Origin of the sequence: Desulfosporosinus cupriresistens (assembly GCF_001707885.1) — a bacterium.
Lineage (GTDB): Bacteria > Bacillota > Desulfitobacteriia > Desulfitobacteriales > Desulfitobacteriaceae > Desulfosporosinus.
On the sequence record NZ_MASS01000016.1, the window covers coordinates 45,888 to 61,990 of the forward strand.

General features: G+C 45.6%; 16 protein-coding genes and 1 riboswitch. Of the genes, 2 read left to right on the top strand and 14 right to left on the bottom strand.

Annotated features, from left to right (window positions below; translation table 11 throughout):
- Positions 1-122: 122 nt before the first annotated feature.
- Together DSBG_RS08655 and DSBG_RS08660 are read left to right on the top strand one after the other, a co-directional pair.
- Entirely contained in the window at positions 123-1,343 is a 1,221-nt protein-coding gene (locus DSBG_RS08655) for an MFS transporter (RefSeq protein ID WP_068963745.1), read from the top strand.
- A 360-nt stretch (positions 1,344-1,703) separates the two neighbouring features.
- Positions 1,704-2,282: a Uma2 family endonuclease gene (locus DSBG_RS08660; RefSeq protein WP_068963777.1), complete on the top strand. Its 579-nt coding sequence runs from the start codon at positions 1,704-1,706 to the stop codon at positions 2,280-2,282.
- A 331-nt stretch (positions 2,283-2,613) separates the two neighbouring features.
- Here DSBG_RS08660 and DSBG_RS08665 read toward each other — a convergent pair whose 3' ends face one another.
- The 14 genes from DSBG_RS08665 to DSBG_RS08730 form a co-directional block, all read right to left on the bottom strand.
- Entirely contained in the window at positions 2,614-3,729 is a 1,116-nt protein-coding gene (locus DSBG_RS08665; protein WP_068963746.1) for a pyridoxal phosphate-dependent aminotransferase, read from the bottom strand.
- A 4-nt stretch (positions 3,730-3,733) separates the two neighbouring features.
- Complete coding sequence (locus DSBG_RS08670; protein ID WP_068963747.1) at positions 3,734-4,651, bottom strand: GHMP family kinase ATP-binding protein; 918 nt, start codon at positions 4,649-4,651, stop codon at positions 3,734-3,736.
- Positions 4,651-5,208: a cob(I)yrinic acid a,c-diamide adenosyltransferase gene (locus DSBG_RS08675; RefSeq protein ID WP_068963748.1), complete on the bottom strand. Its 558-nt coding sequence runs from the start codon at positions 5,206-5,208 to the stop codon at positions 4,651-4,653. Before DSBG_RS08675 ends, DSBG_RS08670 begins: the two co-directional genes overlap by 1 nt.
- On the bottom strand, positions 5,205-6,629 hold the full coding sequence (locus DSBG_RS08680) for a cobyrinic acid a,c-diamide synthase CobB (RefSeq protein ID WP_068963749.1): 1,425 nt from the start codon (positions 6,627-6,629) through the stop codon (positions 5,205-5,207). Before DSBG_RS08680 ends, DSBG_RS08675 begins: the two co-directional genes overlap by 4 nt.
- 153 nt (positions 6,630-6,782) lie before the next feature.
- Entirely contained in the window at positions 6,783-7,739 is a 957-nt protein-coding gene (gene cbiB / locus DSBG_RS08685) for an adenosylcobinamide-phosphate synthase CbiB (protein ID WP_068963750.1), read from the bottom strand.
- Between the two features lie 3 nt (positions 7,740-7,742).
- Positions 7,743-9,275, bottom strand: coding sequence for a cobyric acid synthase (locus DSBG_RS08690; protein WP_141694265.1), 1,533 nt, complete (start codon positions 9,273-9,275; stop codon positions 7,743-7,745).
- A gap of 130 nt (positions 9,276-9,405) precedes the next feature.
- Positions 9,406-10,047 (bottom strand): precorrin-8X methylmutase, encoded by a 642-nt coding sequence (locus DSBG_RS08695; protein WP_068963752.1) that lies wholly within the window; start codon positions 10,045-10,047, stop codon positions 9,406-9,408.
- Positions 10,044-10,412 (bottom strand): sirohydrochlorin chelatase, encoded by a 369-nt coding sequence (locus tag DSBG_RS08700; RefSeq protein WP_068963753.1) that lies wholly within the window; start codon positions 10,410-10,412, stop codon positions 10,044-10,046. Before DSBG_RS08700 ends, DSBG_RS08695 begins: the two co-directional genes overlap by 4 nt.
- The gene (gene cobK, locus DSBG_RS08705) at positions 10,409-11,170 is read right to left on the bottom strand and encodes a precorrin-6A reductase (RefSeq protein WP_068963754.1); all 762 of its coding nucleotides are present in this window, start codon (positions 11,168-11,170) and stop codon (positions 10,409-10,411) included. The genes DSBG_RS08700 and cobK overlap by 4 nt, the downstream gene beginning before the upstream one ends.
- A complete protein-coding gene (cobJ, locus tag DSBG_RS08710) occupies positions 11,167-11,856 on the bottom strand; it encodes a precorrin-3B C(17)-methyltransferase (protein ID WP_068963755.1) in 690 nt (229 codons plus the stop codon). The genes cobK and cobJ overlap by 4 nt, the downstream gene beginning before the upstream one ends.
- Positions 11,853-12,953, bottom strand: a complete 1,101-nt coding sequence (locus tag DSBG_RS08715) for a cobalt-precorrin 5A hydrolase (RefSeq protein WP_068963756.1) — start codon at positions 12,951-12,953, stop codon at positions 11,853-11,855. The genes cobJ and DSBG_RS08715 overlap by 4 nt, the downstream gene beginning before the upstream one ends.
- Positions 12,950-13,738: a precorrin-4 C(11)-methyltransferase gene (gene cobM / locus DSBG_RS08720; RefSeq protein ID WP_068963757.1), complete on the bottom strand. Its 789-nt coding sequence runs from the start codon at positions 13,736-13,738 to the stop codon at positions 12,950-12,952. Before cobM ends, DSBG_RS08715 begins: the two co-directional genes overlap by 4 nt.
- Complete coding sequence (gene cobI / locus DSBG_RS08725) at positions 13,716-14,456, bottom strand: precorrin-2 C(20)-methyltransferase (protein WP_068963758.1); 741 nt, start codon at positions 14,454-14,456, stop codon at positions 13,716-13,718. The genes cobM and cobI overlap by 23 nt, the downstream gene beginning before the upstream one ends.
- Positions 14,453-15,670 (bottom strand): bifunctional cobalt-precorrin-7 (C(5))-methyltransferase/cobalt-precorrin-6B (C(15))-methyltransferase, encoded by a 1,218-nt coding sequence (locus tag DSBG_RS08730; RefSeq protein WP_068963759.1) that lies wholly within the window; start codon positions 15,668-15,670, stop codon positions 14,453-14,455. The genes cobI and DSBG_RS08730 overlap by 4 nt, the downstream gene beginning before the upstream one ends.
- Positions 15,671-15,864: 194 nt before the next feature.
- Positions 15,865-16,039: riboswitch (cobalamin riboswitch) on the bottom strand.
- Positions 16,040-16,103: the final 64 nt, after the last annotated feature.

Sequence of the window (16,103 nt, forward strand, 5' to 3'; positions counted from 1 at the left end):
AACCATCTGGCTTTAAAGGAGATCTATAGGATAATAAGCCATTATAGATCTCACTTACAAAATAACGTGAATAAATCGCGATTGTCGCTTAGGTGATAGACGTTTAATAGGAGTCGTAATAGATGGATGAGTACTTAAATCGAAACAGACTTTTATGGACATTATCAGTTGCACAATTTATGGTTATGCAAATCTGGTATAACTTTTCTGCTGTTCTATCTCCGCTAAAACAGGCGTGGAATATAACTAACTTTCAGGCAGGCGTTATAATCTCTACCTTTCAGTTAGGTTATGTCATCGCGGTTTTCTTTTTTAGTGTATTAAGTGATAGACATAACCCACAGAAAATTTTTATCTTTGGAGCCCTCGTTACAGGAATTTCAAGTTTGCTTTTTGCTTTTTGTGCAAATGGATTTTACAGTGCTTTGCTTTTAAGAACGCTTGCTGGGATAGGAATGGGTGGAGTTTACGTTCCCGGTATGAGGTTACTTGCTGGAGTTTTCCCACCCGAATCTAGAGGAAAAGCAATAGGCTTTTATGTTGGTTCCCTTGTTGTCGGTTCGGGGGCCTCACTGCTTTTATCAGGTATATTGGTAAAAATCATCAGTTGGGCTACGCTGATTACCATTACTTCTCTGGGGGCACTGTTCGGGGCTTTTTTAGTCTATCAGATGGGTGAAGTGCCCCTCAATGCTGTCAAAGTTGAATTGAGTTGGGGCCAAGTTAAAAAGGTTTTGTCTCGGCCCAATCTATTATTAAATTTAGGTTATATGGGACATATGTGGGAACTTTACGCCATGTGGCCATGGATCGCTCCTTTTTTGGTAGCAATGTTTAAATTTCATGGGTATTCGACTCAAGACGCCCAGATGTATGGCAATATCATAGGGGGACTAAGTGTCATTATAGGGAGTATTGCGACTTGGACGGGGGGATTTTTCTCTGATCGAAAAGGAAGAATAAAAAGTATCCTAGTTTTCTTAGTCGGGAGTATTTTTTGTTCGTTTATCATTGGATGGATGAGTGAATGGTCGATTTATGCGGCTTCAGCGATAGCCATTTTGTATGGTTTCTTAGTCATCGGAGATAGTCCGATTTTTTCAACGGCGATAACAGAACTTGTGGATTCAGAGGTTACAGGGCTGGCTTTAGGAATTCAGTCGGTGATGGGCTTTGGAGTTACAATAATAGCTCCCGGTGTTTTTGGGTATTTAGTTGATAAAACACATTCTTGGGGTATTGCCTTTGCCTCTTTAGGAATAGGTGCACTCATCGGCCCATTGGCACTGCTATCATTAAGGAAACTCCCTGAGAGCTATAGGATGGCGGAAGGAAAGCAGTAAGAGCTAAAGTTAGTACTCGGCGGAACTTGTCGTTCCGCGAAGGTACCTGGAACTTACGCGGAACGACAATAAATGACGGCTCACCAGCATGTTGCGTCGAGTAGCACTGATTTGAACAGGTAAAACATCAAAATTATTGATCTGTGGGAAATACTGGGTGCCTTGAATCTCTTGATGGGTCACAAAAAACCAATCATTCAGAAAAATAGATTGCAGGCCGTGTGTTTAGTTCTGGTCTTCTCTCATTCGGCAATATTTACCTTTTCATGGTATAATAATATCGTCAAATTTATAGGCAAACAAAGAAAACTTGGCTGGCGTGCGAAGACACTACAATATCGAATAAAGGAGAGTGTTATTATGCTAGTACCCCAAGAAGAAAGACAATACACGTATGCAGACTACCTATCATGGCCTGAAGATGAAAGAGTAGAAATTATTGATGGTGTTCTCTATATGCAAGCAACCCCTTCACCAGAGCATCAGGAGATATCAATGAATTTATCTACTCAGATTTCAGTCTACTTAAAGGGAAAACCTTGTAAAGTTTATGCAGCCCCATTCTCTGTTAGGTTAACTAAGGGGGACGAAAAGAAAGACGAAGACATAAAGAAAGTTTTTGAGCCTGACATTACTGTCGTATGTGACAAATCTAAAATTGATAAACAAGGCTGTAAGGGTATACCCGACTTGATAATTGAAATTATTTCTCCATCTTCGATTAAACTTGACAGGGTTACCAAGTTTAATCAGTATGAAAACGCTGGAGTTATAGAATACTGGATTGTAGAGCCAGAAGGTAAGATTGTAAGTGTATTCTTATTGCAAAGCAACGGTAGATACGGTAGGCCAGAAATATACACAGAAGAGGAAAAAATAACCGTATCAATATTTCCAGATTTAACTGTAGATTTGAGTACGGTGTTTCCTTCTATTTAAAAAAGTTAATAAAGATGGGCAACACATTATCATAATAGATACATATTGTTTGTTTTATAACCACAATATTTGCGAAAAGAGCATAAATATATAACAAAAATGAAGAGCGGTTCCACCATAAATGGTAAACCGCTCTTCTACTTATTAGTGGCGTGGGTTTTCCCAGGGGTATGGGGCATCTGTTAAGATGAGGTTATTGTCTTCATCGTATCTGTAGTAAGTATCGATAGTAGCCTGATCATGGACATGGATTAGGCGGTTTAAGTCATCGTAACCGTAATTGATATGGTGACCTAACGCATCTTGCGAATGAGTTAAGTTGCCATGAACATCAAAAATAGAATCCTTTCAACCCTTCAATGAGCTGTTCCATGACGAAGATATCTTTAATCGCTACCCGAATAAAATCACCGGGCAGACCTGCAAAGCTGGAACAGTCGCGTACCAGTATCCCATGACGTCCCAGATGTTCAATCAATTCTTTAGAGGTATGATTCAAGACTTCGATTAAAGCAAAATTAACAGAGGTTGGCCAAAGTCGCAGATGGGGAAAATTGCATAGAGCGAATTCACGATAAAAATAGGATCTGCTCTCTGTCAATTTTTCCCGAACCTCATCCGCATACTTCAGATCCCGAAGTGCAGTGATTCCGGCATGTTGAGCGAGAACGTTCACAGACCAAGGATCACGGTATTGCTCGAATAGGTGAAGCAAAGACTCATGAGCAAAGACAGTGCCCAAACGCAACCCCGGTAAACTGTAAAACTTAGTTAAAGAGTATAAGATAATAAGGTGATCGTTGGCCTCAAGATAGGCACGAGTAGAGTTGCGTAACTCGTCCGGAAGAAAATCAAGGAACGACTCATCGAAGAGAATCCGACAGCCTAATTCTTTGGTTAGATATAAGATTCGTTCAAAGGTGTCTTTTTCCAGGACTCTCCCTGTCGGATTATGCGGGGAACAAAGAAAGAGTAAGTCACACCCTTCAAGGTATTCTCGCCATTTTCGGTCTACCCCACCTTCATCACGTGTGTTTTCGTTTTCACTTTCACCAGCAACACGCTTAAACTTCGCCCAGCCTTCTGGGCCCAGCGGGATATAGCTCACTTCAGACCCGACAGAACGCGCTGCCCGTTCGTATTCACTGAATGTTGGAATTGGAATCACAACTTTTTTAGGTTTTAACGCTTGAACGATTGTAAAGATTAATTCACCAGCACCGTTGCCGACCATGATTCTTTCGGCCGGTAGGTTCATATGACTAGCCAGAGTCTTTCTTAAGGCTTGACTCTCGGGGTCTGGGTAATGGACAATCTCTGGCATTCCCTGTTGCAAGGATGCCCAAACCCCAGGCGGCGGCCCATAAGGATTAATATTTGCCGAAAGGTCAATAAACGAATCCAAGCCATACAATTCTTGAGCTCTGCGCAGATTTCCACCGTGCATAGTTTCACCCCGCATTTTCAGATAATTTCAGTTTTGTGGCTAAGATTCCACCGGAATGACTGTTAAAGAGATCGAGATACACAGGGTTAAACAGTTGATGTGCTTCAAGTCGTAGGTTCTTACGTAGCTCCCGATTGGCAAAGCTGTTCTGAGGAAATACGCCAGCGAGCAGGGTGCCACTGTGAGCAGTAACAACCCCCAGCCCTCCTTTCTGACGAACCCAGGCCAAGAAGGGCTCAAACAACGATTTGGGATTTATCTCAAGATTGCACCGGGCACTGATTGTCCCGGCTGCAGCTAATTTTCCCAAATCAGCTTGCTCTATTCCTTCACGGGCCAAACCATACGCCCTCTGAATTTCACCTTCATATCTCCGATAGTGCTCCGCTAAACCTGGGCGGGCATTAAACACCCTGGTATCAATTGTTCCCCCCCAGTCTAAGGCGAGAAATAAAGCAGGGACTGAAGCTCCCAACACGTTATGGCTATGGCCCTGAACATGTTCAATTTCCGTGATTCCTGGAAACATGACACTGTCACTTGGTTCAATCCGTAAAGCAAAATGCGCTAAGCGCTCTGGAGCAGGATCTTTTCCAAGAGCAATTAGAGCGGCTGCTGCTACGGCAGAAATGTCAGCGGTTGAGCTCGCCATTCCTTTCCCTTCCGGAAGCTGCTGGATAAATTTCACCGTACCACCTAATGCTGGTAGACCTAAGTTGTCTTTAAGCAATTGCAAGACTTGGAGCGCTTTTGTTTTACTCGGAGGAAGATCCCAGCCTGTGGCGTGCATATTCAATGCCACCCTGGCCTCCGAAAATCGGTCAATGGGACAATCCACCAGAAATGGAACTCCTTTGCGAGCTCCTTGTACCCATTCTCCACATGTCCCCGGACACCGGGCCAACCCAACAGTGAAATCCATTAATATTCAATCCCCCTACGACTGTTAACCCCTTTAGCAAAAGGATGTTTTAGTAAGTTTAAGTCCCACCAATTGTCCACTAAAGGCTCTAAGTCAGCGGACATCCCTCGTCCCGTTAGAATCCAGTGCAGGGAGGAATGTGTTGACAGCAGTTCTTTCAATAGATCCAAGCTCAGAAAACCATGGTTTAGGGCATGGCTCACCTCATCTAAAATAATCACTTGATAGGTGTTTGCCTTAACTTCGTCTACCACGAAATCAAAGGCCTGTTGAACCAACTCTAAAGCGATCTCCGGATTGCGATTTTGGCGAAAACATTCCCCACACCCCGTACAGTGTTTCATACCGGTACGGATCATCCCCGACCAACGACATCCTACTCCAAATTGAACGAGAGGAATTCCTAAACGATTAAGACCCAATAGTTCACCACTGTAAGTACTCCCTTTGAGGAATTGGACCATTAGAACTTGTTTTCCTCTAGAATAAGCTAGCACGGCTTCGCCAATGGCTGACGTTGTCTTACCTTTACCCTGTCCGGTATAAACGGTAATCATGACTTAATTCCCTGAGAACGAGACTTAAACCAGTGTTCAAGCAATTCCCGGTGTCCAGAAAAATGAAGGTGAAGGTAGGAGGCGACGATATTATCCCGGGCATATCCCTCCATTCGATCGGAGTGATCCCCTTTGAATAATTCATAAGCTGCAGGATATTCTTGCTCATAGGTCACACGTGAATAATGAAATTCATGTCCTTGAACCGTTGTCCCGCGAGGACCTAAAAAATTATCCTCACGAAATACCCCGCGTCGATACCCAATGCCTTGTAAGCGTTTAGTCATTTCTGCCTTCATGGGAATAAGACCCGCCAATTTAAGGTCTCTTCCTTCAAAATCCGTTATGGATTGTCCCAGATACATGTACCCACCACATTCGGCATAGATCGGTTTGCCACTCGCCGCATAGGAGCGCAGAGAATCGAGGAAGCTAAGATTTTCACTCAAGCGCTGTACATGAAGTTCTGGAAACCCTCCGCCTAGGAAAATACCATCCAGATCTTGGGGAAGGGCCTGGTCATGTAAAGGGCTAAACGGTACAATTATAAATTTCAAGCGTTCTGCGAGGTCTAAGGCATCTTGGTAGTAAAAAAGAAATGCCTCATCCAACGCTAAACCTAAACGAAACGTTTCATGATTCAGCGGCTTAGCAGAAATAGAAGCAGGATTCATCTCAGAACTCAGAACAGAACGCGTGCTAGTTTTCACTTCTAAAAAAGTAGATTCTTGAAGATCCGGTGCGTTAAGCATAATGCTTTCAACTTGTTCCAGATCGATGTGGTCAGTTATTAGTTGGGAAAGGGTATCGATAAAGCCTCCCAGTGGTCCGCCCTCCCCCACGGGGACCAATCCTAGGTGCCGTTCTGGAAGTTGTAAGGCCACTTCCTTAGGGAAAACTCCGAGAATCGGAATCTTAAGATCACTAAGGGCTTCTCTAAGTATCTTTTCTTGGGCCGAAGATTTTACTCTGTTCAGTATAACCCCTTGAAGGTTTAATTCTGGATCAAAGGTATTAAAGCCGTGTACTAAGGCAGCCACGCTGCGGGACATCGAGGAGGCATCGATAATGAGTATAACAGGAGCTCGCAGGAGTTTTGCTACATCAGCGCTACTTCCGAAACCAGCCGTTCCGCTCATTCCATCAAATAGACCCATTACACCTTCAATCACTGCCCAACGCTCCTTTGAACTTTGAGCAAAGACGGAAGGTAGATGTTCACCCAGCAGCCACCGGTCAAGATTGCGGGAAGCTGCTCCCGTAGCTGCCGCATGATAACTAGGATCGATGTAATCTGGCCCAACCTTGTACCCCTGGATTGGCCGTTCGCGCTTTTTCAAAGCCGCCATCAAACCAGTAGCTAGAGTTGTTTTACCCACTCCGCTATGCGTTCCCGCTACAACAATCCGAGGAATCCTCATACTATCTCCCCCTATTCGTGGTTCGTGGTTCGTAGTTCGTAGTTCGTAGTTCGTGGTTAGTGGTTAGAAGTTAGTAGTTAGAAGTTAGTAGTTATTAGTTTGTAGTTATTAGTTTGTAGTTTGTAGTTCGCAGTTCGCAGTTCGAACCACGAATCATGCCACGTAGGTTAACAAAAGAGCTGGCAAAAGGGATATCCAAGTTGCCGTTCGCACCAGAAATCGACAGCGCACAATATCAGCGGCGTCCACGGGATGAAGGGCATCTCCCATCTCTGCCCGATGATGGGGTTTGCCATGATAGATATTGATACCACCAAGACGAATACCAAGTAACCCAGCGACGACGCTTTCCGGATTCCCACCGTTTGGACTCGGATGACCTGAGGCATCCCGTTTCCACATCCGATAAGCGTGACGTACCGACATCCTGGTTAACCAGCCGGCAAAGAGTAAGATGGGAACTGATAACCGTGCTGGGACATAATTAGCCCAATCATCCGTTCGGGCTGAGAACCAGCCAAAATCTTCATACTGTTCATTACGATAACCAACCATCGAATCCAAAGTGCTAACAGCTTTAAAAGCCATTGCTAAAGGGGCTCCGCCAAGGGCTGCATAAAAAAGTGGAGATAAGATCCCATCAACGAAGTTTTCAGCGAGGGTTTCGACGGTTCCTCGTACAATCTCTCCAACGGATAGATTACTTGTGTCGCGGCTAACCAACCAGGAAAGACGTAATCGGGCCTCGCTCAAATCACCGAGTTTTAATGGTTGCATAACACTTTGTCCTGCATCTAATAAGGATTTTCCTGCCAAAGTTGAAAAAATAAAATACGCGCTCACGCCTAAACCGAATAAGGGATGAAGTGCATTCGCACCCCAAACAGCGGCCCAGGTAATCAGATAAGTTCCACCGACTACAAGGCAGGTTAGAAGAACTCCATGCCGTCGGCGTGCCTGGGGGGATCCCAGATTGAGTCGGCGCTCTAAAAAGGAAATGACTTGGCCAATTCCTACGACCGGGTGGGGCCAACTACGGGGGTCTCCAATGATTTGGTCGAGTAGAAACCCGATCAGGACGGCGATGGTGAGAAAACTAATTGATGGCATTGCTTACACCGTCTCAGCCAGATGAATTGCTTGGGTATCTAAACCCATAATAGCACGAACACGTTCAAGATCCACACTTTGCCGTACTAAATCTGCCAGCTCATTAAAGGCTGCTTCGCGAAGTGAGGCCTGAGAAATTGACGCTTCAACCGGTCTACAACGACCTCGGCGCTGCCAAAGCCATTTCAAAAGTTCCGTCCGTAAACTGTCATTGTCAAAAATTCCATGTAAGTAGGTTCCAAAGGAATTCCTGGTTTGCAAGCCATCCGGATAAGATACTCCATTGGAAGTCAAATTAAACAGTGGCGTATGTCCCTCATCCATTGTGGATCGCCCCATATGAATCTCATAGCCAACAACCGTTTCCCCGGTACAAGCTTTAAAGAAGTCTCGATTCGCCAGAATTGTTCCTGTACTTTGGACGGTATGTTTCTGGGGATAGAATTCCGTTACCATTGGAAGAATACCAAGTCCTGCTACCTCTTCAAGTTCAGATTCTGTATGCAGCGGATCCAGCACAGAACGTCCCATCATTTGGTAACCACCGCAAATACCGATAAGAGGAATTTCCTCTTCACTGAGCTTAGAAATCTGCTCCCCAAAACCGCTCTCATGTAGAAAACGCAAATCAGCAAGGGTATTTTTACTTCCCGGAAGAATAATAAGATCGGGTTTGCCAAGATTACCGATTTCGGTGACATAGCGGACCGAGACATCCGATTCGTCTTGAAGCGCATCAAAGTCCGTAAAGTTAGAAATGTAAGGCAGCCGAACCACTGCAACGTCTAATTGATCAGGGAGCGAAACAGAGGGTCTCTCGGTAGACTCATTCAAGGCAACCGAATCTTCATCCGGGATGCGGATTTTAAAATAAGGGACAACCCCTACCACTGGGATTCCTGTTCGCTCTTCAATGAAATCTAAGGCAGGTTGAAGTAGGGCCAGTTCGCCGCGAAACTTATTAAAGATAATCCCTTTAACCAAGTCTCTCTCCTCGGGTTCCAGCAATTCCAAGGTCCCCACAACAGAAGCCAAGGCACCGCCACGGTCAATATCAGCAACAAGCAAGACTGGTGACTTCGCCTCCAGAGCTACTCGCATATTAACAATATCATTTGATTTAAGATTGACTTCCGCCGGACTCCCTGCTCCTTCAATAACTAAGATCTCGTATTCGTCAAGCAGTGAGTGGAGGGCCTCTTGAACAGATGGCCAGGTCATCCTTTGATATTCTCCGTGGTAACGCAGGGCTGTCACGTTCCCTTGGGACTGCCCCATGATGATTACTTGAGAACCGCTAGGCCCACTTGGTTTAAGCAAAATCGGGTTCATGCGAACATCCGGGTCAACTCCTGCAGCTTGGGCCTGTACCACCTGTGCTCTCCCCATCTCTCCGCCAGTTGCTGTGACAAAGGAGTTAAGAGCCATATTCTGCGCTTTAAAAGGACTAACCAGATAACCTTCCTGATAAAAAATCCGACAAAAGGCAGCTGCCAGGACACTTTTCCCAACACTTGAAGAGGTCCCTTGGATCATGAGTCTTGCTGACAAGTTTTTTTCAGAAGACAAGAATGTCACCCTCCTTTCGTGGTTCGATTTTCGATATTCGTGGTTCGATTCGATATTCGCATAATCGTGGTTTGACTTTCAGTATTCGGCTTTCGAACTACGAACTACGCATTTGCGAAATGGCGGTATAAATTAAAGCATTGACCACTGTCGCTGCGAGTGGACTTCCTCCTCGGGTGCCTAATACTGTGATTGACGGGAGGTTGACTCGTTCCCAAAGTAAATCTTTGGACTCTTTCGCTCCCACAAAACCAACGGGTATTCCCACAATTAAGGCCGGACAAGTTTCCTGATTTTCGGCTAAACGCAAAACTTCAAGCAGTGCTGTTGGCGCGTTACCGATTGCTACGATCGCGCCGCGCAGACGCTCGGGATGCATCCGAAAGGCTGTCATTGAGCGTGTAATTCCCCAGGCTTTAGCCTGTTCTGAAACGCCAGGGGCATTCAAATAACTTTCTACAGTTCCACCCAAAGATTTTAGTTTTTCTTTGGAGATACCCGCTCGGACCATCTCGACATCTGTAATAACGTTCGCGCCTTCTTTCAGCGCCTTGAGTCCGCAAGCAATCGCTTGGGGATGAATGGCAATGGCTTGTTCCAAGGAAGGATCCCCACTCGTATGAATTAAACGTTCTACAACTGGGTATTCATCCTCAGACCAGGGGCGAGTCAGTCCAGCTCGTATGATGCGCATACTTTCCGTCTCGATTTGACTCGGATCTAAGATAAAAGATGTCATGCACCCATAGCCTCCTTAATACGTAGGCAAGCCAAATTTGCGATGCCGTCATCTGCTCCCAATTCTTCCGTAAATACAATTTCCACGTTCGGATTTTGTTCCCTTATTTCTCGTAATTCCTCATGAATATCTACCGATACATGGACTCCTCGAAAAAGAAAGAGCGGCATGATAACAATCTTTAATGCTCCTTCTTTAATCTTAGCCTGCACTGCTTCTGGCAGACTGGGTTGATCGTGCGCCATATAAGCAGGTGTTACTGTTTGCCCCATTAGAAGACTTACTTTTTGAGCGACTACTAAAAGTCCTTGGTTTGCTTCGGCACGACGACTACCGTGTCCTAATAAAATAATTTCTGATTTCATAAAATCGCCTCCAAATGTTTTATGAACTGGGGAAGTGAGCTTTCGTCAGTCTCCTCTGCCGGACGTTTCAGGATAATCAAGGGGATGTTTAAGCGGAGACAAGCCTGTACCTTTTCGAGGGTACCTCCTACTTTTCCACTTTCTTTAGCAACCACGACTTCGATATTTAATTGTTTGAACATTGCTTCGTCCCATTCCTGGGAGAAAGGGCCTTGAGCGGCAATGATTTGCTTTGGCTTGAACCCCAAAGATTCGCAGCGTGCCAAGACCTCGGCTGTAGGCAGAACGCGAATGAAGAGCACTTTATCTTTTAAAGCAGACAGAGATACCCATTCTGCTAAAGCATTGCTTCCTGTAGTTAAGAGAATACGTTGACCTGCGAGTTGGGCAGCAATATGAGCAGCAGTTGGAATATCCTCGGCCCAATGAATCAGAGGATGAACCTCCAAATCAAGCGGAGAACGCTGCCAACGGAGGTAGGGCAGCGATAGTTTATCACAGACTGTTTTGGCCATTTCTTTAACCCGCACTGCGTAAGGATGGGTTGCATCGACCAGGGCATCAAAGGCACTTCCCTGGAGAAGGTCTGTTAGAGTCTGAGCATCCATAGCCCCAGAGCGAGCTTGAAGCCCCTGTTCTAATGCTAAATCCGCGCCATACGCGGTCAGAGTCGACACTAAAATATCGTGGCCACGCTGTTTTAGGGCATTCGCTAATTCACGCCCATCCTCAGTTCCCGCTAAGACCAAAAGCCTCACAGCTTATACCCTCGAGGAGTTAGCATATAAGGACCGATGATCCGGGTTTGAGAGTTGCCGATAATTACGGTTGTGAGCATGTCAATGGTCTGATTGGTGAAATCTTGAAGTGTGGTCATTTGCACGCTGGACTCCTCGCCCCGTAATGCCTCTCGGACCAATCCGACCGGTGTTTCAGGGTGACGGTGACGCAGGAGAATCTCGCGCACAGTCTCAATGTGCTGTGTGCGTCCTTTACTTTTGGGGTTATAAATCGCGAGGATAAAATCGGCTTCAGCCGCAAAACGCACGCGTTTCTCAATGACCTCCCAAGGCGTCATAAGATCACTTAAACTAATTACTGCAAAATCATGCATTAAAGGAGCCCCTAGCATGGATGCTGCCGCAGTGGCGGCAGTAATTCCAGGAATGATCTCCAGCGGAATGTCTAAAAGACCCTCTTGTTCCAGACACTCAATAACAATGCCAGCCATACCATAAATTCCGGCATCTCCACTACTTACTACTGCCACTCTGTGTCCTTCGGCAGCTAAACGAATCGCTTCTCGACAACGGTCAATCTCTTGACGCATCCCATTGGAAACGATCTTTTGATCGGATAAATAGGGCCGAACGAGATCAATGTAGGTTTTATAGCCTACGATAAAGTCTACTTCATTCCAAACCGTCTGAACGCGTTGGGTCATATGGTCAGGATCTCCGGGCCCGATGCCCACGACAAAAAGTTTTCCATGCTGATTGCTACGGTTACTCCCTGACCTTTCACTTTCGGTAGAACTAGCCGTCCCATTTGGGTTCCCAGTAAGCTTGCTGCTTCGCATACTCCGTCCACTCCTATCTTTTCTGATACAAACTTCGATCGACTTAACTGTTCTTGTTCAATGACTGATTGGAGTTCCTCTGCCCTAAAGGTTTGAAACGGAACCCGTAAGTACCGGGCTGTTTCAATCAGACCATCTTCGTCGGATTTAAGGTCAATACTGTAGATTCCTGCGACTGCCTTGAGAGAGGCCCCGATTTGTTCGACTGCTGCTGTAATCCCCTCTAAGACAGCGTTAGGGGAGATGCCCCGTCGGCATCCAACTCCAACACGTAAGACCGGAGGAATTAAATATACGCAATCTTTTTTTGGATTTAGGTCAGGAAAGGCACTTAAAATGACATTCGCTTTTTCCTTCTCATCTTCTGACAGAAACTGATAATGCTCATCATTTAACCAAGTATATTCCGGTGGCAAAGTGTAACTTGACCAGACTTTGAGTGTGCCTTGCTCTAAAAGTAAGCGATTGACAGCTGGTAAATGGTTTATAGGTTCAACTTGCCAATGATATCGTCGAGCATATTCATCGGGGGCAACCAATCCCCGGCCATCAGTGGCAGTGGTAATAACTGCTAAAGCTCCACTTTGACTGGCTAGATGATTAGCCCAAGCATTTGCACCGCCTAAATGTCCGGAAAGCAAGGGAATGATGAACTTCCCTGCCTCGTCTAAAACGAGTACCGCAGGATCGTGGTCTTTGCACTCGATCAGTGAGGCGATTTGGCGTACCACAATCCCTGTAGCCATGACAAAAACGAGAACAGAATACTCCTGCCAGAGGTTCGGAACGATATCACCTAATTTATGAAAAATTTGCGTGTCATTTCTTGTATGGTTTTTTGAAAGAGCAAGGGCTTTGTCATGAATAAAAAAATCTCGCCTAACTGTGTTCGGGAACCCTTCGCTCATACGCTGGGCTGTAACCATTCCACGATCAGTCAACGCTACAAGTGCTACTTTCAAGTTGCTGTCCCTTGACGGTATTCATGAGTAAAGGTCGGGTCATAGAGCTTAGAGCGAGCATATCCGTTTGCGGGATCTAAGAAATCTCCGACCAGGATTTGCGCTTGTTTCCGAATTCCTGCCGCTTTTACTTTCTCTTCGATAGTTTCCAGAGTTCCCAGCAAAATCTCTTCATCCGGCCAACTTGCTTTAGCGATGACAGCAATGGGGGTTGAGGCTGGATAACCTTCCAGCAACTCTTTAACCACTGACCCTATATCCTGCACACTTAGGAAAATCGCCATACTCGCTTGATGTTTCGCTAATTTGGCAAGCGCTTCCTTCTCTGGTACAGGAGTTCGTCCGGCCAAGCGGGTAAGTATCAAAGTTTGACTGATTTCAGGTAACGTGAATTCTCGCCGAACTGCCGCAGCTGCTGAAAACACCGAACTGACCCCCGGAATGACGGAATAAGGAATATTTTGCTTGTCTAAGTAGTCGAATTGCTCTTTAATGGCTCCATACATGCTGGGATCTCCAGTATGAAGACGCACAATTGTTTCGCCGTTCTTAGTCCCCTCATCCATCAAAGTGACTACTTCTTCAAGCGTGAGGTGGGCGCTGTCATGAATAGGTGTTCCTGGGCGACAAATTCGGAGCAACTCCGGGTTGACTAAAGATCCTGCATAAATCACGCGGTCTGCTCTCTCTAACGCGCGGGATCCCTTCACGGTTATAAGCTCCGGATCTCCTGGTCCAGCTCCAACAAAAATAACTTCCCCGTTAATTGTTGCTTTCTGACTCATCGTTTTTCCTCCCTAACAAATCTTTTTTAACAAGAAGTAGGCTGAGATAATCGACTTTGTCAGATGTAAATTCTAGCGGTTTAGGCTCCCAACGGATTTTCTCTCCAGACTGACCGAGTCGCGTCAACAAGACAGCTTTTTTCTCGCGTTCTTCGAGAAGAGTCAACATTTCTGGAAGTCTTCTAGATACTTTCATCAAGACTAAGTTTGGAAAATCCAGGTATTCCGCTACATCCTCAGTACTCGGCAAAATAAGCAAAGGCTCATCCCCTGTGGCCAGAGGCAAGTTAATCCTCGCTGCGGCAGCAGCCATAGCCGTTATTCCCGGAATGGTTGCAATACACTCTTGTGGTAATTCTTCTTGGAGAATGTTAAGTAGGTAACTGTACGTGCTATAGAGCGAAGGATCTCCCAGCGTAATAAAAGCAACAGATTTGCCTTGTTTAAGTTGACCTAAGAGAGTTTGGGCTCCATCTTGCCAAGCTTTTGCCAAAACCTGTTGATCTGAAGTCATGGGCATTTCCAGTTCAATCAGACGGACGTTGGACGGACAGTGAACTTTAGCAATATCCCAAGCTACGCTTTCTCGCTCCATCTTAGATTTAGGTATGGCTACGATATCAACCGTTTGCAAAACTTCAACGGCAAGTAAAGTTAAAAGACGAGGATCACCGGGGCCGACCCCGATCCCATATAATTTTCCCCACGTTGTATTCATGCTTTTTCTCCTTTTCGTGCTGATAGTATAAAGATCGGGTTCATTGCTTGGGCCATGTGTAGGGACTGAACGGCCTTCCAGCGGACCGCTTGAATAGAGACGGTATCGATTTCCTGATAGTGAAGATCGGTAAGCAGTTTTAGCCCTTGAGCCACGGTTTCAATCGTTACCGCTGTGATTACCACTCTTCCTCCCTCGACGAGTGGTACTTGTTTTAGGATTTCCGCCAATCGCCCATTGCTACCGCCAATGATACAGACATCAACTGGTGGAATTTCTCCAAAAACATCAGGTGCAGCCCCAGAAATCATACGAAGATTGGAGATTCCAAATTTTTTTTGGTTAGCAAGAATAAGTTCTTGAGCTTCTGGATTATGTTCAATAGCATAAACAACACCTTCGGCGGCAAGGGTTGCAGCTTCAATGCTGATACTTCCAGTACCTGCGCCAATGTCTACCACGCGGTCAGATAACGAAATCTGGGCTTTTGCAAGCACCTGCACTCGAATTTCAGCCTTCGTCATGGGAACCTTACCGCGCAGGAACTCTTGATCGGGAATCCCAATTCTACATCCAGTACTTTGCTTGACTTCTTGCTCTAAAGTGGGATATAGGATGACAATGGCATTTTTCAATAACTTCGTTTCCTGAGCCAAATGTTCAGCGTTCATTGTTTGCCAGATTTCCTCAGGATACCCCAGGGCATTACCAACAGAAATAAGAGGGTTATCGCCCCGTTCCAGATAGAATTGGGCAATTTTCTGGGGGGTATTCTCACCTCCAGTTAAAACCGCCGTCGGTCGTCTTAACAATCGGGGCAATACGGACAATTCTCGACCATGTACACTAACAAAAGACGCATCTTGCCAGGCAAGCCCGGCTCTGGCAAAGGCGAATTGCAGTGAACTGATTCCGGGGTAGACATCGATCCTCTCCTCCGGAAATTCCCTGCGCAGCATAGGCAAAAAACTAAAGAATCCTGGATCACCTGAGACTAGAACCCCAACAATTTTTTTGTCCAGCAGGGCATCCTTGATCACAGCAAGACTAGGGGTAAGGTTACCGGTTATACAAGATTGATATCCCGAAAAATCGGGAAAGAGCTTGAGGGCTCTAGATCCTCCGATCAAGACATCGCAGTGCTTTACAAGTTCAGTGATTGCCGGTGGCAACCATTCAGGCTTACCAGGACCGATACCGATCACCTGTAACATACATTCCCCTCTTCCTAAGTTTGATGGCTTGTTCAAGACTCGAACAGGACCTTCGAGGTTAGAGCATCGTTCTTTGTTATATTGTTGAGTGCAACTGGGAAGTAAGCGAAATTATAGTATGTAAATAAAAAACGAGCCCGAGCGGCTCGTATGGTTTACCCTAATAAACACACACATTTCCTATCGCCCGTAGGTCAGTGATGTTTCTTAAGGCAAGGTTTCCTGGCTTCAAGTCATCGTTCTCTTCCTCTTCCCAGCTTTAATTTTGAAGAGAACTCCTTGTTTACAGTGGCGGGACCGCGTCGGATTTTCGCCGACTTCCCCTTTAAAATCCTCAATTGCAGAGGAACCTTAAGAATATTCATATTTAATTGAAAATACTTTCATTCGACGTATAGTCAGATATTCGACCTTTATTTATGCAATTCCTTCT